At 36.9% G+C, this 20308-nt stretch carries 29 protein-coding genes; 15 read left to right on the top strand and 14 right to left on the bottom strand.

What is annotated here, in order from left to right; genetic code table 11:
• Nucleotides 1–21 precede the first annotated feature (21 nt).
• The 8 genes from HA632_RS13505 (at nt 22) to HA632_RS13470 (ending at nt 4387) form a co-directional block, all read left to right on the top strand.
• The gene (locus HA632_RS13505) at nt 22–633 is read left to right on the top strand and encodes a fumarylacetoacetate hydrolase family protein (RefSeq protein ID WP_176307718.1); all 612 of its coding nucleotides are present in this window, start codon (nt 22–24) and stop codon (nt 631–633) included.
• Complete coding sequence (locus HA632_RS13500; protein ID WP_171222401.1) at nt 633–977, top strand: Hpt domain-containing protein; 345 nt, start codon at nt 633–635, stop codon at nt 975–977. Before HA632_RS13505 ends, HA632_RS13500 begins: the two co-directional genes overlap by 1 nt.
• Nucleotides 978–1179: 202 nt before the next feature.
• Nucleotides 1180–2433 (top strand): CinA family nicotinamide mononucleotide deamidase-related protein, encoded by a 1254-nt coding sequence (locus HA632_RS13495; RefSeq protein WP_176307717.1) that lies wholly within the window; start codon nt 1180–1182, stop codon nt 2431–2433.
• A gap of 72 nt (nt 2434–2505) precedes the next feature.
• Nucleotides 2506–2742 carry a 50S ribosomal protein L28 gene (gene rpmB, locus HA632_RS13490; protein WP_121313180.1) on the top strand — a complete coding sequence of 79 codons (237 nt, stop codon included), beginning with the start codon at nt 2506–2508 and terminating at the stop codon, nt 2740–2742.
• A gap of 26 nt (nt 2743–2768) precedes the next feature.
• Nucleotides 2769–2951 carry a 50S ribosomal protein L33 gene (gene rpmG, locus HA632_RS13485; RefSeq protein ID WP_035126304.1) on the top strand — a complete coding sequence of 61 codons (183 nt, stop codon included), beginning with the start codon at nt 2769–2771 and terminating at the stop codon, nt 2949–2951.
• A 46-nt stretch (nt 2952–2997) separates the two neighbouring features.
• The gene (locus HA632_RS13480) at nt 2998–3150 is read left to right on the top strand and encodes a DUF4295 domain-containing protein (RefSeq protein ID WP_176307716.1); all 153 of its coding nucleotides are present in this window, start codon (nt 2998–3000) and stop codon (nt 3148–3150) included.
• A 95-nt stretch (nt 3151–3245) separates the two neighbouring features.
• The gene (ftsY, locus tag HA632_RS13475) at nt 3246–4199 is read left to right on the top strand and encodes a signal recognition particle-docking protein FtsY (RefSeq protein ID WP_176307715.1); all 954 of its coding nucleotides are present in this window, start codon (nt 3246–3248) and stop codon (nt 4197–4199) included.
• A gap of 5 nt (nt 4200–4204) precedes the next feature.
• Complete coding sequence (locus HA632_RS13470) at nt 4205–4387, top strand: hypothetical protein (RefSeq protein ID WP_176307714.1); 183 nt, start codon at nt 4205–4207, stop codon at nt 4385–4387.
• Nucleotide 4388: 1 nt separating this feature from the next.
• Here the strand turns inward: HA632_RS13470 and HA632_RS13465 are convergent, their stop codons facing one another.
• Nucleotides 4389–5468: a serine hydrolase gene (locus tag HA632_RS13465; protein WP_176307713.1), complete on the bottom strand. Its 1080-nt coding sequence runs from the start codon at nt 5466–5468 to the stop codon at nt 4389–4391.
• 130 nt (nt 5469–5598) lie between these two features.
• Here HA632_RS13465 and HA632_RS13460 point away from each other — a divergent pair, with 130 nt between their 5' ends.
• Entirely contained in the window at nt 5599–6015 is a 417-nt protein-coding gene (locus HA632_RS13460; protein ID WP_176307712.1) for a hypothetical protein, read from the top strand.
• Complete coding sequence (locus HA632_RS13455; protein ID WP_176307711.1) at nt 6015–6311, top strand: DUF721 domain-containing protein; 297 nt, start codon at nt 6015–6017, stop codon at nt 6309–6311. Before HA632_RS13460 ends, HA632_RS13455 begins: the two co-directional genes overlap by 1 nt.
• Here the strand turns inward: HA632_RS13455 and HA632_RS13450 are convergent.
• The gene (locus tag HA632_RS13450; RefSeq protein WP_176307710.1) at nt 6308–6751 is read right to left on the bottom strand and encodes a DUF4268 domain-containing protein; all 444 of its coding nucleotides are present in this window, start codon (nt 6749–6751) and stop codon (nt 6308–6310) included. The genes HA632_RS13455 and HA632_RS13450 overlap by 4 nt on opposite strands.
• 65 nt (nt 6752–6816) lie before the next feature.
• Here HA632_RS13450 and HA632_RS13445 point away from each other — a divergent pair, with 65 nt between their 5' ends.
• Both HA632_RS13445 and HA632_RS13440 read left to right on the top strand, forming a co-directional pair.
• Entirely contained in the window at nt 6817–7458 is a 642-nt protein-coding gene (locus HA632_RS13445; RefSeq protein WP_317174605.1) for a CoA pyrophosphatase, read from the top strand.
• A gap of 40 nt (nt 7459–7498) precedes the next feature.
• Nucleotides 7499–8338 (top strand): 1-acyl-sn-glycerol-3-phosphate acyltransferase, encoded by an 840-nt coding sequence (locus HA632_RS13440; protein WP_176307709.1) that lies wholly within the window; start codon nt 7499–7501, stop codon nt 8336–8338.
• An 18-nt stretch (nt 8339–8356) separates the two neighbouring features.
• Here the strand turns inward: HA632_RS13440 and HA632_RS13435 are convergent, their stop codons facing one another.
• On the bottom strand, nt 8357–8581 hold the full coding sequence (locus tag HA632_RS13435) for a hypothetical protein (protein WP_176307708.1): 225 nt from the start codon (nt 8579–8581) through the stop codon (nt 8357–8359).
• A 145-nt stretch (nt 8582–8726) separates the two neighbouring features.
• Here HA632_RS13435 and HA632_RS13430 point away from each other — a divergent pair, with 145 nt between their 5' ends.
• Both HA632_RS13430 and HA632_RS13425 read left to right on the top strand, forming a co-directional pair.
• A complete protein-coding gene (locus HA632_RS13430; RefSeq protein ID WP_176307707.1) occupies nt 8727–9104 on the top strand; it encodes a hypothetical protein in 378 nt (125 codons plus the stop codon).
• Nucleotides 9105–9254: 150 nt separating this feature from the next.
• The gene (locus HA632_RS13425) at nt 9255–9677 is read left to right on the top strand and encodes a lipocalin family protein (RefSeq protein ID WP_176307706.1); all 423 of its coding nucleotides are present in this window, start codon (nt 9255–9257) and stop codon (nt 9675–9677) included.
• 327 nt (nt 9678–10004) lie between these two features.
• Here the strand turns inward: HA632_RS13425 and HA632_RS13420 are convergent, their stop codons facing one another.
• The 6 genes from HA632_RS13420 to HA632_RS13395 all read right to left on the bottom strand — a co-directional run bounded on the left by HA632_RS13420 (nt 10005) and on the right by HA632_RS13395 (nt 14668).
• Nucleotides 10005–10394 carry a hypothetical protein gene (locus HA632_RS13420; RefSeq protein WP_176307705.1) on the bottom strand — a complete coding sequence of 130 codons (390 nt, stop codon included), beginning with the start codon at nt 10392–10394 and terminating at the stop codon, nt 10005–10007.
• A gap of 129 nt (nt 10395–10523) precedes the next feature.
• Nucleotides 10524–11045 carry a hypothetical protein gene (locus tag HA632_RS13415; RefSeq protein WP_176307704.1) on the bottom strand — a complete coding sequence of 174 codons (522 nt, stop codon included), beginning with the start codon at nt 11043–11045 and terminating at the stop codon, nt 10524–10526.
• Between the two features lie 177 nt (nt 11046–11222).
• On the bottom strand, nt 11223–12146 hold the full coding sequence (locus HA632_RS13410) for a hypothetical protein (RefSeq protein ID WP_176307703.1): 924 nt from the start codon (nt 12144–12146) through the stop codon (nt 11223–11225).
• 524 nt (nt 12147–12670) lie between these two features.
• Nucleotides 12671–13528: a TraB/GumN family protein gene (locus HA632_RS13405; protein WP_176307702.1), complete on the bottom strand. Its 858-nt coding sequence runs from the start codon at nt 13526–13528 to the stop codon at nt 12671–12673.
• A gap of 1 nt (nt 13529) precedes the next feature.
• On the bottom strand, nt 13530–14168 hold the full coding sequence (locus HA632_RS13400) for a hypothetical protein (protein ID WP_176307701.1): 639 nt from the start codon (nt 14166–14168) through the stop codon (nt 13530–13532).
• Between the two features lie 5 nt (nt 14169–14173).
• Nucleotides 14174–14668, bottom strand: a complete 495-nt coding sequence (locus HA632_RS13395; RefSeq protein WP_176307700.1) for an RNA polymerase sigma factor — start codon at nt 14666–14668, stop codon at nt 14174–14176.
• A 118-nt stretch (nt 14669–14786) separates the two neighbouring features.
• Between HA632_RS13395 and HA632_RS13390 the strand changes: the two genes are divergently transcribed.
• Nucleotides 14787–15626 (top strand): S1 RNA-binding domain-containing protein, encoded by an 840-nt coding sequence (locus tag HA632_RS13390; RefSeq protein ID WP_176307699.1) that lies wholly within the window; start codon nt 14787–14789, stop codon nt 15624–15626.
• A gap of 5 nt (nt 15627–15631) precedes the next feature.
• On the opposite strand, the gene HA632_RS13385 is transcribed toward HA632_RS13390, so the two are convergent.
• The 5 genes from HA632_RS13385 to HA632_RS13365 form a co-directional block, all read right to left on the bottom strand.
• Nucleotides 15632–16855 (bottom strand): serine hydrolase, encoded by a 1224-nt coding sequence (locus tag HA632_RS13385; RefSeq protein ID WP_176307698.1) that lies wholly within the window; start codon nt 16853–16855, stop codon nt 15632–15634.
• A gap of 117 nt (nt 16856–16972) precedes the next feature.
• Nucleotides 16973–17788, bottom strand: coding sequence for an energy transducer TonB (locus tag HA632_RS13380; protein ID WP_176307697.1), 816 nt, complete (start codon nt 17786–17788; stop codon nt 16973–16975).
• Nucleotides 17789–17954: 166 nt separating this feature from the next.
• Nucleotides 17955–18506: an RNA polymerase sigma factor gene (locus HA632_RS13375; protein ID WP_176307696.1), complete on the bottom strand. Its 552-nt coding sequence runs from the start codon at nt 18504–18506 to the stop codon at nt 17955–17957.
• Nucleotides 18497–19603, bottom strand: coding sequence for a glycosyltransferase (locus tag HA632_RS13370; RefSeq protein WP_176307695.1), 1107 nt, complete (start codon nt 19601–19603; stop codon nt 18497–18499). The genes HA632_RS13375 and HA632_RS13370 overlap by 10 nt, the downstream gene beginning before the upstream one ends.
• Nucleotides 19604–19680: 77 nt before the next feature.
• Nucleotides 19681–20292 (bottom strand): FMN-binding negative transcriptional regulator, encoded by a 612-nt coding sequence (locus HA632_RS13365; protein WP_176307694.1) that lies wholly within the window; start codon nt 20290–20292, stop codon nt 19681–19683.
• Nucleotides 20293–20308: the final 16 nt, after the last annotated feature.

Here is a 20308-nt window from a genome sequence, read left to right as displayed (position 1 = left end):
AGTCACTAGCTACTATAAGAAATGAAAATCATCTGTATCGGAAGAAATTACGTCAACCACATAGCCGAACTCAACAATGAGCGACCGGAGGAACCGGTAATTTTTATGAAACCCGATTCAGCCATTTTGCCGGATAAAGCGCCTTTTGTCATTCCGGAGTTCAGTAATGATATTCACCACGAGGTTGAAGTGATTGTCAAAATCAACAAAATGGGCAAGTACATCGATGCAAAGTTTGCTCACAAGTACTATGACGAGATTGGATTAGGAATAGATTTTACCGCCAGAGATGTGCAAAATAGGCTGAAAGAGAAGGGTTTACCTTGGGAAAAAGCCAAAGCTTTTGACGGTTCAGCGATAATTGGTGACTTTCTACCGATAAATAATTTTAATTCGGTGGAAAATATTACTTTTGAGTTGACCAATAACGGAAAAACCGTTCAAAAAGGAAATACCGGCCACATGTTGTGGAAAATTGATGAGATTATCTCTTACGTTTCACAATATTTCACCCTGAAAAAAGGAGATGTTATTTTTACCGGAACTCCCGAAGGAGTGGCCAAAGTGACACCAAATGACGTCCTTGAAGGATTTATAGAAGATAAAAAACTACTAAGATTACACATAAAATAATGGCTATAAACTACAACTTAGCGAAAGTATACGCGCTTTCAGACAACGACCCCGAATTTGTAATGCAAATTATCACTTTGTTCGTCACCGAAGTACCCGAAGACTTGAAACAAATTGAATTGGGTATCAAGGAAAAAGATCATAAACTGGCTTATGCCTACGCACACAAGATAAAACCAACGCTTGATTTATTGGGGATGTCAGTGGCGTTTGAAGAAATTCTTCAGGTAGAAGCCTGGACCAAAAGAGAAGGCAAGCGCAAAGAAATCAACGATACTTTTGCCAGCATCCAAAGTCAAGTGGAAAAAGCCATTAAAGAAATTAAAAAAGATTTCGAAGTATAAAAATCAGAAGCGACACGAGCGATAGCGAACTGGCGTAGCAATGGTTCGGGAACTATCAGGTATGGCAGTTCCCGTTTTCCGTTTCAATCTCTTCGAGGATTTACACTCCAACCGGGGCTAAACAGTTATCGATTTGTTTATTTGTCAGCAATATAAAACTCAGTAACTTAGCTACTCAGTCACTCAGCAACTCAAAAAAAAAATGCAAGCAACCATAGTCACCATCGGCGACGAAATACTCATCGGGCAAATAGTCGATACCAATTCAGGTTACATCGCCAAAGCTTTAGATAAAATTGGGGTACAAACCCACGAAATGCTTTCCATTTCCGATGACAAACAGCATATTTTAGACACTTTTGCAGCCTTGCAGGACAAAGTCGACTTGGTCATCATAACCGGTGGTTTAGGGCCAACTAAAGATGATATCACCAAACTGACATTCTGTGAGTATTTTGAGGATACTTTGGTCGAGAACCAAAATGTTTTAGCTCATGTAACTGAAATTATTGAAGGTTTTTACAAACGACCGATTACTCAGTTAAACCGTGACCAAGCTTTAGTGCCTTCCAAATGTGAAGTGCTTTTTAACAAAATGGGCACTGCACCCGGAATGTGGATGAAAAAAGGAAACACGGTATTCGTTTCGTTACCCGGAGTGCCTTATGAAATGAAGTATTTAGTCGATTTTGAAATTGTTCCGAAAATCGTTAAAGAATACGAACGGCCTTATATTTTACACAAAACCATCATGACGTATGGTGAAGGCGAAAGCAGAATAGCGGAGAAAATAGAAAACTGGGAAAACAACTTGCCGGATTTTATTAAATTGGCCTATTTACCAAGTCCGGGGAAAGTCAGATTGCGACTCACAGCAAGAGGTTTAGATAAAGAAATATTAGAAAAAAAAATAGCCGAAAACGTAGCGTCATTAACCAAACTCATCAGCGATATTATCGTTGGTTTTGATGAAGACGAAACCATAGAAGTAATCATCGGGAGATTACTTACCCAACAACGCAAAACCATCGCGACGGCCGAAAGTTGTACCGGTGGTAAAATTGCCCAAATGCTGTCTTCGGTAGCCGGTGCCTCTCATTATTTCAAAGGAAGCGTGGTGAGTTATTCCAAAGAAGCTAAAATAAACGTCTTAGGTGTTGATTCGGAGCTGATCAACCAATACGGCGTTGTCAGCGCTGAAGTGGCGAAAGCAATGGCACAGAATATTCAGATAATGATGAAAGTCGATTATGCTTTGGCTACAACCGGTAATGCCGGACCAACTTCTGAACCGGGAAAAGCAGAAGTAGGGGTTGTTTTTATTGCTTTGGCTACGCCAAATGAAGTACTGGTGGCGGAGTTTAACTTTGGCCAACCTCGTGAAAAAGTGATAGATAGAACGTCAAATAAAGCACTTGAAATATTGCAGAAAGAAATTTTAAAATTTCTGTCATAATTTTTTTGTTACTACAATATATTTTGCGTAAGTTTGCACCCTGATTTTGAATAACGATAAAAGAAAAGCATAATGTCAAGAGTTTGTGACCTTACAGGTAAAAGAGCGATGGTAGGAAATAACGTTTCTCACGCTATGAACAAAACTAAGAGAAAATTTTCTGTTAACTTAGTTAAAAAACGTTTCTATCTTGCTGAAGAAGACAGATGGATTACGTTAAGAGTAGCTGCGTCTACAATTAAAACAATCAATAAAAATGGATTGGCTGCTGTTTTGAAAAAAGCAAAAGTTGAAGGATTTATTAAATAATTCGATCCAAATAAAAATAAAGTAAGATGGCAAAGAAAGGTAATAGAATACAAGTTATTTTAGAGTGTACAGAGCACAAAGGAACAGGTTTACCTGGAACTTCTCGTTACATTACAAACAAAAACAAAAAAAATACTCCGGACAGATTAGAGATTAAGAAATTTAATCCAATCTTAAAGAGAATGACTGTTCACAAAGAAATTAAATAATTAGAGGTTTTATACATTTAAAATTTCATAATAAACAATATAAGTCATGGCAAAGAAAACCGTTGCAACGTTACAAACAGCATCTAAAAGATTAACCAAAGCGATCAAAATGGTGAAATCTCCTAAAACAGGTGCTTACACTTTCCAGGAAGCAATTATGACTCCTGAAGAGGTAGATAGTTTCCTTAACAAGAAATAATTCAACAAACACTATACATCAAAGCTACTTTCATTCGGAAGTAGCTTTTTTATTTTTATATTTGTCGAACAAATTCGAATTTACAACCCACTACAATGAGTTTCTTTAAAAGAATATTTTCCTCCGAAAAAAAGGAGACTTTAGACAAAGGTTTAGAACAAACTAAAACGTCTTTTTTTTCCAAACTAACCAAAGCCGTAGCCGGAAAATCTAAAGTAGATGATGAAGTTTTAGACAATTTGGAAGAAGTGTTAGTGTCTTCTGATGTCGGAGTGAATACAACTCTTAAAATCATTGAAAGAATTGAAGAGCGCGTCTCTCGTGATAAATACCTAGGAACCGAAGAATTAAACTTAATTCTAAGAGAGGAAATCGCCGGGTTACTTTCCGAAACCAAATCTGGTGAAGAAACCGAGTTTACGATTCCGGCTAACAAAAAACCTTATGTTTTAATGGTGGTTGGTGTAAACGGTGTAGGTAAAACTACCACCATCGGTAAATTAGCCCACCAATTCAATAAAGCCGGTTACAAAGTAGTTTTGGGCGCAGCCGATACTTTCCGCGCTGCAGCGATTGATCAATTGCAAATTTGGGCCGACAGAGTAGGTGTTCCATTAGTAAAACAACAGATGGGAAGTGATCCTGCTTCGGTGGCTTTTGATACTTTACAAAGCGCTGTAACCCAAAACGCTGATATCGTAATTATTGATACCGCCGGTCGTTTGCACAACAAAGTCAATTTGATGAACGAGCTGACCAAAGTAAAACGCGTAATGCAAAAAGTAGTCGAAGACGCACCACACGATGTGATGTTGGTTTTAGATGGTTCGACCGGTCAGAATGCTTTTGAGCAAGCCAAACAGTTTACCGCCGCAACCGAAGTATCTTGTTTAGCTGTAACCAAATTAGACGGAACTGCCAAAGGTGGTGTAGTAATTGGAATTTCAGACCAATTTCAAATACCGGTAAAATACATTGGTGTGGGAGAAGGTATTGAAGATTTGCAGGTTTTTAATAAATTTGAGTTCGTAGATTCGTTTTTTAAATAAATAACATGAATAAAGTTTTGTCTTTCTTTAAAGAAACAGCACCAATAAAATTAATCTCCATTAGTATAGGAATTGCAGCATTGAGCTATTTTATTGAAAAACCATTGCCCAATATTTTTATGGGATTGCGATTGATTGCTTTCGTCTTGTTTGTTTATGCTACTATTCGTTTGCTTAACAGAAAATAGACTATTCGTATAAATCGTTGATTTTATCCCACAACTCATTATCAAAACCCGATAAAGCAAAAGTAGGATTGTCCGGATTGGCCACATTTCCCATTCGGATGATGACCATTTTCATACTTGGAACCACATAAATCTTTTGGTCGTTTTTGCCCAAGGCCGCATACATATCGCTAGGTGCATTAGACATCAATGTGCCGTTAAATTCAAACTGAAGTCCGGGCAAGCGATAAGAAGATTTTCCGTTCAACCACCACAAATAACCGTAAGCTTGATTTAAGGTTTGTGAAGTGGTAGTGGCTTGGTTGTAATAACCCTGACTTACAATAGTATTACCATCCCAATTTCCTTTGTTCAAAGAAAGCAGCCCAAAACGAGCCATATTACGTGCTGTACTCCAATACACACTCAAGCCGTCACCGCTATTTATCCAAGCACCACCGGTCATTCCGATTCGGTCTCTAAGTTTGGTGTTAAAATAGTTCGTCCAAGTTTGTCCGCTGGATTGAGCCACCACATCTTGAAGTTTTACATAAACATTGTGGTAAGCCCATCGCGTTCCGGCATCAGCTACGTATTGCAAGTTGGCCGGAGAGACATCATCACCTAAAGCATCGTTCAAGCCCGAATTCATTGATAATAAATTTTTACAGGTAATCAAGTTTTCTTTGGCCAATGGTGCGCTGGTCCAACCGGTTCCCAAATAATCCGAAACTTTGTTATTAATATTGATTAAACCTTCTTCTTGTGCTATTCCGGTTACGGTTGCCGTCAGCGTTTTACCGGCACTGGCCCAATACCATGGCGTTGAAGCCGAATGACCATTGAAATAATTTTCCATCACAATTCTTCCGTTGACCAAAATGATAAACGATTTGGTATTTTTCAGTTCTAAGTAATCCAATAAAGGTTGTACGGCATTTTGATTCCATCCCAAATCAGTCATAGATTTGGTTTCCCAGGTATTACTACCATCATTCGGCGGAAAGTACATTGCTTCGGTAATTGGTTCGCTTTCAGAAGAGTCTGAACTGCAATTCAACATTAAAAAGGAAATGAAAGCAAGGAGGTATATCTTTTTCATCTTATTGGAATTTTTTCTTTGGACTTTAAATGTAATAAATAGTTTAATGTTGATAATATTAATTTTTATTTTACCCGCTTTCTAAACTTAAAAAATTAAATTTGTGAAGGTGTTAAACTCTTAGAACCGCATGAAAAAAATAGCTTTTATACTGATTGCTTTCTTATTGATGTCCTGTAAAACAGAAGTCAAAAAAGAAGATTTAACCAAGCTCAACGGCTATTGGGAAATTAAGCAAGTGACTTTGGCCAATGGCGAAACCAAAGACTATAAAGTCAATGAAACTATTGATTTTTTTGAAGTAAAAAACAATGAAGGTTTTCGCCAAAAGGTAATGCCGCAATTGGATGGGACTTATAAAACCAACGGCATCAAAGAAAGTCTTAAAGTGTTTGAAAAGGAGAATACTTATTTTATTGAGTGCAAAACCGACTATGGGAAATGGAACGAAGAAATCATCACTATCGAAGATTCGACTTTGGTACTCAAAAACAAACAGAATCTTATTTATACTTATAAAAAATACGAACCTTTTTCTTTAAAGTAATGGCCAAAAGACTCAGCAACGAAAGTTCGATAGGCGAGGTTTTAAAAGCGTTTATCGAAACCAACAAACTCCAAGGTGGCATGGACAAGATAGACGTGCAGGAAGCTTGGAAATCGCTCATGGGCAATGGAGTCAACAGTTATACCAAAGAAGTGGTTTTGAAAGGCTCAACTTTATATGTTTCGTTGACTTCTGCCGTCTTGCGCGAAGAGTTGAGTTACGGTAAACAAAAAATCATCACCATGATTAATGAAGAATTGCGCAAGGAAGTGGTTAAAGATATAATCCTTCGTTAAGTATTGGTTTCCAAGTCTTTAATGTAGTCTTCGTATTCGTAGAAGAAAAATTCAAATTGCGTCATGGTATCGCTGAAAAAATCAAAAATTTCAGGCCAATAATTTTTGTTGTTTAGGCTTACTCCCAATTTTTCGACCCAAATTCTACTAATCACTTTGCCGTTTTCCAAATAAAAATTGCGCTCTAAAATGGCCTCCGATAAGTATTCCTCTAGTAGAATTGTTTTGAGGGATTCTATTTTTTCAAAATAAATTTTACGCTTTTCTTCGTCTTTGGGCTCTATGTCTAAGAGTACTTGTGCTTTTTTATTGTCGATATAAAATTTGAAAGTAACGTCTTTAATCTTAGTGTCATACAACAACCATTTCCTCGGATAAGCTTCGGCAAATGCGGTCCAAAATTCTTTTTTGATGCGTTGGGCTTCTTCTTTGCTGTACATTTTATTGTTGTAAAAGTTGGTGTGCGTTATTTTTTTAAGGTAACTTTATATTTCTAAAACCAGGAATGATGCACTTCGAAGAGTTTTTAAAATACACGCCAAAAATACAAAATGTCGAGCTACCGGCAACGCAAGCGCATGCAAAAATGGCACCGGCCAATCGATTAGACTTAATCAAAGCCATCGATTTTAATAAAGTTACTCCAAAACAAGCGGCGGTGATGATGCTTTTTTATCCGAAAGCTTCCCAAACCCATTTGGCCCTAATTCTTCGCACCAGTTATAATGGTGTTCACTCTTCTCAAATAGCCTTTCCGGGTGGAAAAGTGGAAGATTTTGATGCTGATTTAAGCCAAACCGCACTTCGGGAAACCCATGAGGAAATAGGAGTTCATCCCAATCATGTTAAGGTAGTTCGCGCTTTTACCGAAGTTTATATTCCGCCGAGCAATTTTATGGTGTATCCATACTTGGGTTACAGCGAAAGCGAATTGGAATTTATTTTACAGGAAGATGAAGTCGCAGGCATGGTTGAGTTCCCTTTTGCCGATTTCATGGATGACAGTATTATAGTAAATACCAAGATGAAGACCTCCTATGCCGGTAGTATTGAAGTACCAGGATTTCAGGTCAATGATCATTTTGTTTGGGGTGCCACCGCCATGATGTTGAGCGAATTGAAAGATACTTTGAAATTGGTTTTATAAGTTTAAGTTTTTGTAGATTTGCGTTCCTAAAAAATGAATTATGGGATTGTTAAAAAGAAATCCTTTTGGTCATATACTCTTTATCAAAAAATGGTTAATCCGCATCTTCGGTGCTTTGACGCATCGCAGGTATCGCGGATTTAACGAACTCCATATCGAAGGCTCGGAAATCATCAAAAGCTTACCCGATAAGAATGTCTTGTTTATTTCCAATCACCAAACGTACTTTGCTGATGTCGTAGCAATGTTTCACGTGTTCAATGCCAGTCTTTCGGGTCGTGTAGACAATATCAAAAATGTGGGCTATTTGTGGCAACCCAAAATGAATATTTATTATGTAGCCGCCAGCGAAACCATGAAAGCCGGATTACTGCCTCGAATTTTAGCTTATGTTGGCGCTATAACTGTAGAACGTACTTGGCGTTCAGGCGGTAAAGATGTGACAGAAAAAAGAGAAGTAAATCCTAATGATACTGAGAACATTCGTATTGCGCTCGAAGACGGTTGGGTCATTACCTTTCCGCAAGGAACAACCAAGTCATTTAAACCGGTACGAAAAGGAACGGCGCACATCATCAAACAACACAAACCTATAGTTGTGCCTATTGTAATCGATGGCTTCCGTCGCGCGTTTGATAAAAAAGGACTGCGGGTCAAAAAGAAAAACATCCTGCAATCGTTTATCATCAAAGAACCTTTGGTGATTGATTACGACAACGAAACCATAGAGCAAATTGTAGAAAAAGTAGAATATGCCATTGAACAACATCCTTCGTTCTTAAAGGTGATTCCTGCTGAGGAGATTGCAGAGCAAGAACGCCTCAATAAACTTCGCAAATGGCAAGTGGATAAAGAAGATACAAGCATTACTAACGGATAAATACGGTTTAAACCGTTGCTAGTTTTTAGTTTTATTAATCGTGTAAATTCCTCCGGCAAAAAGAACAACAGCGAGTCCAACGAACAGATAGCCTTCTTGTTTCCCCGATTCATTAGAAGCGTCAATTTTTACACCCAACACATTTACCGAAGCCGAGCTGTCAGCTATTTTAGTATAACCTAAGTAACCTAAGCCCAAGCTGATAAGAATGAGTACAGCCCCTATAATTTTTGAATTATTCATTTTGTTTAAAATTAATGTTGGTGTAAGGTAGTCAAAAGAAATGGTTATTCGCTCAGCTAAAATTTCAAAAAGTAAATGGTAAAGGTTTTGAGTTTAGTTTGGCTTGACTTTTGTCTGTATCTTTTCAAATCCTCAAAGACAAATTATGAAAACGATTTTTATGTTCTTTTGGCTAACTATGGGAGTGTATGCCCAAAAGCAAGTTTTTAATGTTCAGCAGTATTGCATTGATGAAAAGCCCATGCGCAATGGAGATTGTGATATAAAAGGGAATGCCTATTCGTTTGTGTTCTTAGATTTAAATAAGAATGAGGTAATACTATTCCTTTCGGATCTTAAATTTGAATACCAAATTATTGCTTCAAAGAAAGATGCTAATGACATACTTTACGCCTTAAAAAATGGAGTAAGCCACGCCGAAATGAGACTGAATGCCAACCGAACCAAAATCGAGTTTCTGCAACCCGGTCGGCATATAAAACTAACCGTTGGTAAGTCGACCAAGTTGCCCGATAATCAGTAATAAAAGGCAGCCCTAACAATCCCTCAGGAAGAGGGATTTTTTTGTGTCTTAGTTTAGCTAAAATAATTATACAAGTTAAATACATAATTCTACAACGCTTGCTCGAAGTATTACGCCTAATTTCGTCTCTAACATTATAAATAAATTGAAATGAAGAATCAAAGTGTATTACTCGCCCTGGTATTAAGCACCGGATTGATCGTAACCTCTTGCAGTAAAGATGACAATGATGGTGAAACCCTGGCTCCTTTAACCGGGAAATGGAATATAACCAAAGTTGGCACTACCATAAGCGGTGAAGAAACCTTAATTGATGCACCGCAAAACGAAGCCGGTTGCAACAAAGATTATCTTGACTTGAATGTAGATAATACCGCCACTAAAGGAGATTATGATTCAACGGTTTCTGACTGTGCATTAGGTGTTAACTCAGGAATTTATTCCAGATCACACAATAACTTAACAACGGTTATTGACGGTGTGACTAAAGTACAAGATATTGTTAATCTTACCCTTACCGAGTTAAAGTTAAAAGATGCTAATGGCGTCATAGAACTGTATGTAAAAAACTAATTGACTTAGTTTATAAAAAGAAAATCCCCTTGTAATGAGGGGATTTTTTTTAGATGATAGTGGTGAGAAGTTCTTCGACACTGCGGCTAAGCTCAGTGCTAGCCAAGCTTATGAAAACACCTTATGATCAATTGTATTTGGTTGAAAATGGATTTTATTTTATCTAATAACAATCGCAGGCAAATTGTCAGTCTGTCCTCATGACTATCGGGAAGTCGAAGACCTTTTTATAAGCTAAATACTTTGTAATGAGTTTTTTTGTTTTACTACGCTAGTGGATAGGTGCAGACTGTTGTTAGCGGTAGTTCTTATTCTTAGTAAGAGTTTTTAAGTTACAGATGTTATTATTTTTATTCCAATAAATATTGATAAAGGAGCAATTAATTGGAAATAAAATGGTTTTAGAAAGTCAGCACATTTATTAGAAAAGTTATGATGTAATTTTCTTGGAACAAAATAGAGAATTAAGGAAGTTATAAGCATAAACCATCCGAATAATTTGAAAAAATCAGGATATTTAGATAAATCTGAATATATAACCAATGCAGTTGCAGGTATCATTCTTATGGTAATTTCAGCATAATTTATAAAGTTTGTGCTTCCAGCTTTTCTTAAAGTTTTCAAAGCAATCTCAGGTCTAAATAGCATAATTTCACCAGCACAGATGAAGAATATTCCAAAAGCAATTAATGTCCATTTAGCTATCTCTATAATCATACATTCTGTGATTTACATTATTTTCGTTTGTTGTGACGCCAACGAATGCGTACTATCTGCTAAGATAGAATATTTTCGTAAAGATAAAAGTGCAATTCAAGAAAAACCAGCAATAATGCAAAACCGCTTTTATACGATAGCCTCTTTTCTCATTATTATTTGATACGCAATTCCAATTAGAGCTCCAATTTCTCCACCGGTGTAACCATAATTATGAATAGAACCTACAATCATAAAATTTTTTCCGTCTTCAATTTCATATGGAAAACAACAATTAGAATAAACTTCATTGTCAAATTTGCCAATCAGAAAGCCAATAAAACCAAACAAAATCGTAATTCCTAAAGTTATAAAAATTGAGTTCATTACATATTTGAACATTAACTTATGGTCTTTATGTATAAGTCCGACTAATCCTTGAAAGATTCCAATATATAGCCCAACCCACCAAGTTGCCAAAACGCCAATAAGTGCTGTTGTCATTCTCGGATTTTTGTTTCCCCATTCTAAAAAGCCAAATTGTTCAAATTTGAATACAGTAAAATATTCTGGTGAAATTGAAAAAGTTACTTGGTCATGAATTGCGCCATAAAAGGCTGCGAGTAATATCGAAATGATTATTGTCAGAAGCAGAATTCCAAATTTCTTCATCTTTTCCGTTATGGTGGTTTAAAGCGATCGTATTACTTGTTTATAAGTATTATTATCTAAGTTCTTTCTCTCAAATATAAATATTCCCTTTCAAACTATAACTCTTACGCAATAAAAAAACCTCTTCGACTAAAAGTGAAGAGGTTTTGTGTTTTGGTTTAATACTGTAGTCAATAATTATTCACAATGGTTGGCATCAATATAGCTTCCTATTCTGCCACCGGCTGCAATAGCTTGCGCTTTAGTTACCATATTTGAGGTAGCCGGCAAATTGAAATAACTGTATGAGTTCATACCGGTAGTCGTTGCTAAGTTAGCAAAGATGTTAATTCCGGTAAAGTAAGTGTCAATAATGGCAACATCAGCAGCTACTTGACTTTCAATTCCACTTAAACGCACGGCAGCCAATTGGAAAAAAGCATTCATCGTTTGATCTCCACCAGGGCCATGGTCAATATCCCATGCCATATTTCCTTGTGCTTGCGAGTAGTTTACACCACCAATGGTAACACCGTTTGTCCACAACAATTGGGCTCCGTTATTTACCGATCCGTTAGCAAAGAAAAATCCTTGCGAAAAAGAACAGTATTCTTCAATAGGACATCCCGGAGCTGTAATTACACCTTGGCTACATGAAGAACCAGCTTTAATCCATCCTGCTGCTGTTGAGAATGTTTCATAACCTCGGTCAAATTTTAAAATTAACACCCATGAATTTGAGGAAGGAAGCGCATCAAACTTTACAAAGTTGGTAGTGGTACCCTGTGGGTTACAATTGGTTCCTGAGCCTTCAGTTTGAGATAAATTGGCCGGGTTTCCGTTTACTGTAGCCCAAACAATGTTGGCAAAAGTAGCACTCTCCTCACCACAATTGTTTAAGTCAATAATAAAGTGACTTAATGCTTTTGCTTTGGTATTTGCACGGGTAATGTTGTATGTCCATTGAGAACCATCGGGACTTACAGTCACGGCGATGTTGTAATCACCCCAGTTGCTGGTAGAGTTAGCAGATCCTTTTGCGGTTTCGTTTTGCTCTGCGTTTTCATTGCTGCAGCTTAAAGTAAAAGCTGTCATAACAAATAAAAAAATAATTTTCTTCATGAGAATAATAAATTATAATAGGTTAAAAATACATTTATAACAGTACCTTATTATATTTTTTAATGTATCGCACTTTAAAAAAGTTAACAAGAACTACCATTGTTACAAAGCTAATTCTAAACTAATCGATGCTAAAAAAAAACCGACCATTGTCATGGAAAATTGTTGAAATGCAACAATTAAGGTCTGCTGAAGAAAAAATAGCAAAAATGCAATTTGTAATATGTCGGTAAAATAGTTTTTTAGCCAAAAAAAATAAACCTCCTTCGAGACTCGCAGCATTGAGTTTTTTAGTTTATTGAGTAGAAAAGGGAAGAGGAGAAGCGCTTCGAAAGGATTAGTGTGACAACCCTATAATCAATTGTATTTTGTTTGAAAACATATTTTTATTTTAAACTGATAACAATCGCAGGCACTTTGTCAGTCTGTACCGATAGCTGTCGGGAGTCGAAGACCTTGTTACTGTTATAAAAAAAAAGATAAGCTATTGCTAACTTATCCCTTTTTAACTTATCTCTTATCGCTTAATTAATGACTGCCTCTACTGTAAAACCTGCTTTTCTAAGCAAGGCAATTACGCCTTGTTGTCCGCCCAAATGTGCGGCGCCAACCCCAAAGAAGGTGGGTTTGTCTTTGGCAATTTTATCAATGCGGCTAATCCAGTTTTGGTTTCTGTTTTTAAGCAGGATGTCACTGTATTTAGAGGTCATTGCATTGGGAGACTTTTCGGTAAAAGCTACCATGGCTTCAACATTTTCGGTTTTGTACAGCGCCATCATTTCGGATAGTTCGGTTTTATCGCGTTGCATATTGTCTTTGGCGGTAATCACCAATTCGTTCATTTGTTCCTGATACGGAATAGCATCAAAAACGGCCAATTGTTCGGCTACGGTTTCTAATCCTATGATTTCTTCGTTTTGGGATTTGGTTATTTTCATCAATTCGGTTTCTACCGATTGCATTTCGCAGCCCAACATTTTAGGATACAACATGGTAGAAATCATAAACGGTTTCACCGGATTGAGCATTTCGGCAGAGTAGCCAATATTGTTGGTTAAGAAAGCATCTACTACTTTAAAATCGGCTTCGGTGGCTAGAGATTTCATAGTTACGCCATCTTTCATGAGCATGCTGTTGAGCATTTGCCCTTGCATTGAAGCATCATCCATGTCGAGTTCCAAGCATAGTTGTTGCGTATTGTTTAAAGCTTTTTTTACTTTTTCTGATAAAGCAGCATCACAAGTAATGTGAATGGTGCCGAATAGATAAGAGGGTTTTGACAATCCGTTTCCGGAGATTTTCCACAACAATGAGTTTTCGCTTTTTTGGGCATAAGCCAAACTGATGAAAAGCGAACAAACAAACAATAGGGCTTTTTTCATGTTACAAATCTATTTTTTTGAGTTCTTTATAATTGGCGTTGAGTTTGCGCAACAAGATGCCGTAAATCAGTTGGTAAATCAACCAAAAGACACCGACAAATACTACCGAAGTTATTATAATAATACAAATTGTTTTGGAAAGGGTTAAATAGCTGTCCTCATGTGCAATTTGATCTTTTAAGGCATTCATTTTCGGGTTGTAAACAAAAGCCATCACAAAGCCCAAAATGGTACTGATGAAAATCATGAACAAGTTATACCAAACATAGTATTGTACTGTTTTTCGGGTTTTGATAATGTCTTGCATCAATTGTTTTGTAGACGTAATCGCTGAGATTTTGGCGTAGTTTCGGTAAAAACTATAGATAAAGAAAACCACAACGGCGTAATTTATATAGGTCAATATTTTCAAATAAACGGCAAAATTTTCGGCGTGTAAACTCTTAATGGCATCATCGGTATTAAATACAATGTTTACCAATGCCCATAAGGCAAACTCAAGAATACTGATTATCAAAATCCATTTAACAATAGACGATGATTTTTTATGTATCATTTTGTAAATTTCAGTCTCCGAGACCTGCTCATAAGAATGGGTATCCTTTTTCCAGGCTTTTTTCAATAAATCCAACTCTTCCATAATCCTTAGGGATTTAGTATCTTTTTTAATTTTCCTTTAATTCTGTTCATTTTTACACGGGCATTGACTTCGCTAATTCCCAATGTTTCCGATATTTCGGTGTAATCTTTGTCCTCAAGATATAGGAAAACCAAAGCTTTTTCAATATCATTCAACTGCTGCACGGCTTGGTACATCAATTTGATTTGTTCTTCTTCTTCTAAATTGTAATCTTCCTGACTTAAGAAATGTTTTTGTCCTTCGTAAGTAATCGTTGAAACAGTTCGTGTGCTTTTTCGATAAAGTGTAATGGCGGTATTTAGCGCCACGCGATAGGCCCAAGTCGAAAATTTAGATTCACCTCTAAACTTTGGGAAAGCTTTCCATAGCTGAATGGTAATTTCCTGGAACAAATCGTTGTGTGCGTCTTCGCCATTGGTGTATAACCGACATATCTTGTGGATGATGTTCTGGTTCTCCTTCAGCTGTTTTACAAATGATTGTTCTAGATTGTCACTCATAGCCCGTTAGTAGTGTAAGTCATGGTTTTGTTACACTCAGTAAAACTACATTTTTTATTATTCAAATTCAAGTTTCTAATTTAGCTATCTTTGCAGAAGAAAATTACAAGCATTCAAAATGAAAATAGGGCATTACAATACACTAACTATTGCACGTGAAACCAAAGTTGGTCTTTTTTTAACCGACGGTACAACCGATGTTTTACTCCCGGTAAAATATGTGCCAAAGGAATATACCGTAGGCGATGAAATCATTGTATTTGTATACCTTGATCACGAAGAAAGACCGGTAGCAACAACTTTGGAACCTTATATTTTGATGGATGAGTTTGGTTTGCTTCGCGTGAATTATGTCAACAAATTTGGTGCTTTCCTCGATTGGGGTCTGGAGAAAGATTTATTCGTTCCCTTCAAAGAACAAGCCAGACCGATGGAAAAAGGCAAACGCTATTTGGTATTTGCCTATATCGATGAAAAAACCAACAGAATTGTAGCATCGAGCAAAACCAATCAGTTTTTGAGCAATGAGAATTTGACCGTTGCCGTAGGTGATGAGGTGGATTTAATCATTTCTCATATTACCGAACTAGGAATCAATGTTATCATAAATGATATTCACAAAGGTTTGTTATACAAAGACCAAGTGTATGAAGACATCCGCACCGGAGACAGAATGACCGGTTACATCAAAACGATTCGTCCTGACAATAAAATTGACGTCACTTTACATAAGTTTGGCTACAGTAATGTGGAGCCCAATGCCGAAAAGATATTATACGAACTAAGAGCCAGCAGAGGTTTCTTGAGGCTCAATGATAACAGTCATCCCGAAGACATTAAAACGGTGTTGAAGATGAGTAAAAAGACTTTCAAGAAAGCCATCGGCGCATTGTACAAAGATAAACGCATCGAGATCAAGGACGACGGAATTTATTTGGTTCCCGAAGTTAAAATATAAATAATTTACTCTCCCATTTCCAACTCAGTCGGCACAGGCGTTTCTATTTCAGTTTTCTTTTTATAAAAAAGACTGCTCACCATGCTTAAGGTGGCGTAAGGCCTGTTGGAGTATCTATTTCCCAAACAAATCACCGTCACGGTATCTTTTTTGACCGGCACAAATGAAGTGTTATTGCCATGCCACCAACCGTTGTGGTACACCATCTTTTCTCCGTTTGGAGGTAAAAAACGCATGCGCATACCTAAACCATAATCCTTAATTGGTTTGGCCACATGAGTAGCACTGTAGCCATAATAAGCTTCTTGAAGCAATTCGGGTTTGATAAAGTCAGAGGAATAAGTGGCCAGGTCAAACTTCACCAAATCTCTCGGCGTAGCGTAAATGTTTTTATCACCATACAAATTGTCATATTGATCCCAAGGGAAAATGGTACTGGCTCTGTAGGACTTGCAAACAGTATCTTTATCGGTTTCATAATTGAACACAAAAGTATTGTTCATGCCAAGGGGTTTGAAAATCAGCGTTTGCATAGCATCGCGATAGTTTTGACCGGTGGCTCTTTCGATAATTAGGGCCAAAATGATATAGTTGGTATTACAATAATCAAAACGGGTATTATCCGCAAAAACGGGTTTGAATTTTTGCTTTATCATCAAATCCAAAATATCTCGGTTGGTCAACACTTTTTTTCTGTTCCAAGCTTTTTTCATAATGCCGGGAAAGTTGGAGTAGTGTGGCAAACCACTTCGGTGGTTCAATAACGTTCTGATGGTGGTTTTTTTATAAGGAAATTTCGGAATCCAATCGGTTACTTTTTGATCGAGCATAAGATTGTCTTCTTGTACCAATTTCAAGATGGCAGTTGCAGTCAATACTTTGCTTACAGAAGCCAAGTGAATAGCGGTATTGGCATCGATTTTCTTTCCGGTTTTGGCATTAGAAAACCCTTTGTAGTCTTCATAAATGATGCGACCGTTTTTGGCCACCAAAAAACTGCCGCTATAGTAAGGCGAGTTAATAAACTTGTTGTAAAACGAATCAATCTTTGGTTTCTTTTCGTTGACATAGGCTTCTGATACTTGACTGAATTTGACATTAAAAGGAATTGTAATTAGGGTGCTGTCAAAATTTGCTTGGCTTTTAGGAATAAAATAGTGAATCCCTGCCGTTGGACCGGAGAAGTAGAAAAGCGTTGTTAGAAGAAAGGAAATCAAGGTAAGCTTCATGGTTGCAATAATACCAATATTTAACCGAAATTAAAATCTTTAAACTCTAAATCGTTGTTAATCTTTCCAACTTTTGTTAACAAAAAACCGCCTCGTAAAGGAGGCGGTTTTAAGGAATTAAAGTTTAACTTTTATGGGTAACATAAACAAGGTCCTTACCGGTTTTCCGTTTTTAATGCCCGGTTCCCATTTTACTTTGGAAGCTTTTAGCAAACGAATGGCTTCTTTTTCTAATTGGTAATTGGTACTGCGGATGGCTTTTATATCGGTCAATGTTCCGTCTTTTTCTATCACAAATGACATCATGACACTCATCGTTACGTTTCCATCCTCATCAATTTCCGGTCTTTCAAATCTTCGAACAACATATTCGTAGAATTTTTCGATACCGCCCGGATATTTTGGAAGTACATCCAAATTGTTTGTGGTTTCAACTCCGGTTCCGCTTGGAACTTCGTCAATAATACTACTTCCGCCTTCACTACCGGATGTAGTAGGAATAGTTCCGGTGCCGTTGCCTTCTGATGGAGGAGGTGTTTCTCGTAGTTCATTATTGGTTGGAACATTGTCTGTAGCTCTTTCTGTTTCAGTAACTACCATGCGGGAAAGATTGTTCGGCTCGACAGTGTTTGGTGCTTGTTGCTCTTTTTTTAGAGCCGCCGGTTTTTCTATTTCTTTTTTGGGTGTCAAATCAACCGGAGTGATTTCGTAATCTTCAAATACAAGTTTTGGTTCGTCAACCGGAACATCACCAAAAGAAGTTAAAAACAATCCCGCACCAATTGCTGATAAAAAGAAAGTAACACCACCAATAAGAGCTAATAATGAAGTTCTTGCATTTTCTTGACGCAATTGGTAAGCGCCGTAGGCTTTGTTTTTGCCTTCAAAAACCAGATCAATCCAGTTTTTTTCATAAATACTAACGTTTGACATAATTATATGGTTTTAGAGTTAAGTATTTATACTACATAAGCGAGGTGTTTAATGTTATAACGCAGGAAATATTAAAATAGTATAAATAATGTTAAATATTTATCTATATAGATGGCATATTTCCCCAAAAGGTTGGGAAGCTTTAGATAAAATATAAAAAAGTAGATTATTTTTTGCTTTCGATGATTTCTGCCAATAATTTTTTGGCGCGAAGCAATTTGATTTTAACGTTACTTAACGGTTCGTTCAATTGTTCTGCAATTTCCTGATAGCTCATTTCTTGAAAGTAGCGCAACTGAATGACTTCTTGATAATGTGGTTTCAATTCTTTGATGAATTGGAGTAGGCGAGACAGGTTTTGTTCGGTAATCAATTCATCTTCAGCTGATGGTGAACTGTCGGCAACATTGTAGGCTTGTTGGTCTTCTTCATCAGTGATTTCGACAAATATGGTTGACCTTTTTTTGCGAAGCATATCGATGTGCACATTTTTGGCAATGGCAATCAACCAAGTGTTGAATTGGAATTCGGGGTTGTAAGTGGCAATTTTATCAAAAGCTTTCGAAAAAGTTTCTATGGTAATATCTTCCGAATCAGTTTCGTTTTCGGTTCGCTTGAGCATAAAACCATACACTTCGTTCCAATAATGGTCGAGCAAAAAGGTAAAGGCTACTTGATCACCTTTCTTGGCTTTCTCTATGTATTTGTTTATTTCCAATGAACCGGTTTTGAAAACGTATTGGTAATGAATACATTTAATTGGGTGAAAATCAAAATAATTTCTATGATTGGAAACCAATACATCACATCTTTTTCTTTAAGCTTTCCGGCTGCAAATCCCATTGATAACCAGACAAATAAATAACGGAAACCGATGATGCTAACGACTGCAATCCATTGGAATTGAAATACCAATAATACAATCGGCAAAAACAAAAACAACAATTGTGAAGCATAAAAAATACTCAATTGATTCCGATCAAATATTTTATAATGTTTAGCTGTAGATACGTGACGACGCTTTTGGGTAAACCATTCTTTAAAGGAAGTTTTCGGCTCAGAGTAAGTAAAACTGTCAGGCATGTAACAAACGGTTGTGTTTTCTCCGGTTGCGGCTTGATTGATAAACAAATCGTCATCACCGGAACGAATTTTCATATGGTCCATAAACCCACGTACTTTGAAAAACTCTTCGCGTTTGTAAGCCATATTGCGACCTACACCCATATAAGGCTTTCCGATTTTGGCCCATGAAAAATATTGGGTTGCCGTGAGTAAGGTCTCAAAGCGGATGATTTTATTTAAAAACGAATTAGCGATTTTTTCATAAGCGCCATATCCCAAAACAATATTCTTTTGAGCGGTAAATTGCGAACTCATACTCGTAATCCAATCTTTGGACGTTGGATAACAATCGGCATCGGTAAACAATAGGTATTCATGTTTGGCTGCTTTGATACCAAGGGTTAAAGCAAACTTTTTATTGCCCCAAAACGCTTCGTTATTTTCTACTTTGACCAATTTTATATTGGGATATTGCTTTTCAAATGTTTCAAAAATCTCTAAGGTATTGTCACTAGAGGCATCGTCAATCAAAACGATTTCAAAAGTGTGGTAATTTTGTTCCGCCAAAAGCGGGACAAACTTCTTCACGTTCTCTTCTTCATTTTTGGCACAAACAATCACTGAAATAGGTACTCTCTTTGGAGTTGCGGCTTGTGGTTTAGCAAAAGAAAACTTGCCAAATACTACAACATAATACAAGAACTGAACAACAACAACGGCGATGAATAGACAGAATAGAGTTAATAACATAGGCTTTTTTTGACTTTAAAAAGGGTTGCAAATGTAGTTATTCTAAGCGCAATAATCAAGGGATTTTTAACAATTTCCTATCGGTTCTTTTTCATTTCGTTAGCAATGTCAATGGCTTGATTGTCATTGGTTTTTTCTAATTCGGAAATGATGTTTTGGTAGTTTTTGTCATCGCGGTTTTGCGATAATTTCTTTTGGGCTTCGATCCTGGTAATTTCAATTTCAAAAGCAACAATTCCACGGGCTTCCCGCATGGTCTTTTCCGACAGATTTTCGATGCGAATGGGTTTTTCGGACTTGGCCTCGTATTTATCTACTAATTTTTTAAGGAAATTGATTGCTTCATCATGGTTGTAAACTTTTACTTTTCCGTAAACATGTACAGCGAGATAATTCCAAGTCGGAACATTTTCATGGTCATACCAAGAAGAAGAAATATAAGTATGGGCACCCAAAAAAATAGCCAATACATCATCACTGTTTTTAAAACTTTCCGCTTGCGGATTGGCTTTAGAAATGTGCCCAACTAAAATCTGTTTTCCTTCGGCATTGGTTTCCAAAATCAGTGGCGTGTGCGTTGCCCACAATTTGCCATTGGTTTGGTTGACCAAAATAGCAAAGCCGTTTTGGTGTATGAAGTTGTGAATGTCTTCTTGGTTTTCGTTTTTATATAAGTCGGGAATGTACATGTCTTAGGAATTAGTT

The organism is Flavobacterium sp. J49, from assembly GCF_011742145.1.
GTDB lineage: Bacteria > Bacteroidota > Bacteroidia > Flavobacteriales > Flavobacteriaceae > Flavobacterium.
This window is presented reverse-complemented; position numbering and strand designations above follow the sequence as displayed.

What these genes read in the sequence shown, in the direction of transcription:
- HA632_RS13385 (WP_176307698.1), bottom strand. Translation starts at nt 16,855, where the DNA reads ATGAAGCTTACCTTGATTTCCTTTCTTCTAACAACGCTTTTCTACTTC.
- HA632_RS13500 (WP_171222401.1), top strand. Translation starts at nt 633, where the DNA reads ATGGCTATAAACTACAACTTAGCGAAAGTATACGCGCTTTCAGACAAC.
- HA632_RS13480 (WP_176307716.1), top strand. Translation starts at nt 2,998, where the DNA reads ATGGCAAAGAAAACCGTTGCAACGTTACAAACAGCATCTAAAAGATTA.
- HA632_RS13455 (WP_176307711.1), top strand. Translation starts at nt 6,015, where the DNA reads ATGGCCAAAAGACTCAGCAACGAAAGTTCGATAGGCGAGGTTTTAAAA.
- HA632_RS13470 (WP_176307714.1), top strand. Translation starts at nt 4,205, where the DNA reads ATGAATAAAGTTTTGTCTTTCTTTAAAGAAACAGCACCAATAAAATTA.
- HA632_RS13400 (WP_176307701.1), bottom strand. Translation starts at nt 14,168, where the DNA reads ATGGAAGAGTTGGATTTATTGAAAAAAGCCTGGAAAAAGGATACCCAT.
- HA632_RS13440 (WP_176307709.1), top strand. Translation starts at nt 7,499, where the DNA reads ATGGGATTGTTAAAAAGAAATCCTTTTGGTCATATACTCTTTATCAAA.
- HA632_RS13365 (WP_176307694.1), bottom strand. Translation starts at nt 20,292, where the DNA reads ATGTACATTCCCGACTTATATAAAAACGAAAACCAAGAAGACATTCAC.
- HA632_RS13495 (WP_176307717.1), top strand. Translation starts at nt 1,180, where the DNA reads ATGCAAGCAACCATAGTCACCATCGGCGACGAAATACTCATCGGGCAA.
- rpmG (WP_035126304.1), top strand. Translation starts at nt 2,769, where the DNA reads ATGGCAAAGAAAGGTAATAGAATACAAGTTATTTTAGAGTGTACAGAG.
- HA632_RS13425 (WP_176307706.1), top strand. Translation starts at nt 9,255, where the DNA reads ATGAAGAATCAAAGTGTATTACTCGCCCTGGTATTAAGCACCGGATTG.
- HA632_RS13445 (WP_317174605.1), top strand. Translation starts at nt 6,817, where the DNA reads ATGATGCACTTCGAAGAGTTTTTAAAATACACGCCAAAAATACAAAAT.
- HA632_RS13380 (WP_176307697.1), bottom strand. Translation starts at nt 17,788, where the DNA reads ATGTCAAACGTTAGTATTTATGAAAAAAACTGGATTGATCTGGTTTTT.
- ftsY (WP_176307715.1), top strand. Translation starts at nt 3,246, where the DNA reads ATGAGTTTCTTTAAAAGAATATTTTCCTCCGAAAAAAAGGAGACTTTA.
- HA632_RS13465 (WP_176307713.1), bottom strand. Translation starts at nt 5,468, where the DNA reads ATGAAAAAGATATACCTCCTTGCTTTCATTTCCTTTTTAATGTTGAAT.
- HA632_RS13460 (WP_176307712.1), top strand. Translation starts at nt 5,599, where the DNA reads ATGAAAAAAATAGCTTTTATACTGATTGCTTTCTTATTGATGTCCTGT.
- HA632_RS13395 (WP_176307700.1), bottom strand. Translation starts at nt 14,668, where the DNA reads ATGAGTGACAATCTAGAACAATCATTTGTAAAACAGCTGAAGGAGAAC.
- HA632_RS13505 (WP_176307718.1), top strand. Translation starts at nt 22, where the DNA reads ATGAAAATCATCTGTATCGGAAGAAATTACGTCAACCACATAGCCGAA.
- HA632_RS13390 (WP_176307699.1), top strand. Translation starts at nt 14,787, where the DNA reads ATGAAAATAGGGCATTACAATACACTAACTATTGCACGTGAAACCAAA.
- HA632_RS13410 (WP_176307703.1), bottom strand. Translation starts at nt 12,146, where the DNA reads ATGAAGAAAATTATTTTTTTATTTGTTATGACAGCTTTTACTTTAAGC.
- HA632_RS13450 (WP_176307710.1), bottom strand. Translation starts at nt 6,751, where the DNA reads ATGTACAGCAAAGAAGAAGCCCAACGCATCAAAAAAGAATTTTGGACC.
- HA632_RS13430 (WP_176307707.1), top strand. Translation starts at nt 8,727, where the DNA reads ATGAAAACGATTTTTATGTTCTTTTGGCTAACTATGGGAGTGTATGCC.
- rpmB (WP_121313180.1), top strand. Translation starts at nt 2,506, where the DNA reads ATGTCAAGAGTTTGTGACCTTACAGGTAAAAGAGCGATGGTAGGAAAT.
- HA632_RS13370 (WP_176307695.1), bottom strand. Translation starts at nt 19,603, where the DNA reads ATGTTATTAACTCTATTCTGTCTATTCATCGCCGTTGTTGTTGTTCAG.
- HA632_RS13420 (WP_176307705.1), bottom strand. Translation starts at nt 10,394, where the DNA reads ATGATTATAGAGATAGCTAAATGGACATTAATTGCTTTTGGAATATTC.
- HA632_RS13405 (WP_176307702.1), bottom strand. Translation starts at nt 13,528, where the DNA reads ATGAAAAAAGCCCTATTGTTTGTTTGTTCGCTTTTCATCAGTTTGGCT.
- HA632_RS13415 (WP_176307704.1), bottom strand. Translation starts at nt 11,045, where the DNA reads ATGAAGAAATTTGGAATTCTGCTTCTGACAATAATCATTTCGATATTA.
- HA632_RS13435 (WP_176307708.1), bottom strand. Translation starts at nt 8,581, where the DNA reads ATGAATAATTCAAAAATTATAGGGGCTGTACTCATTCTTATCAGCTTG.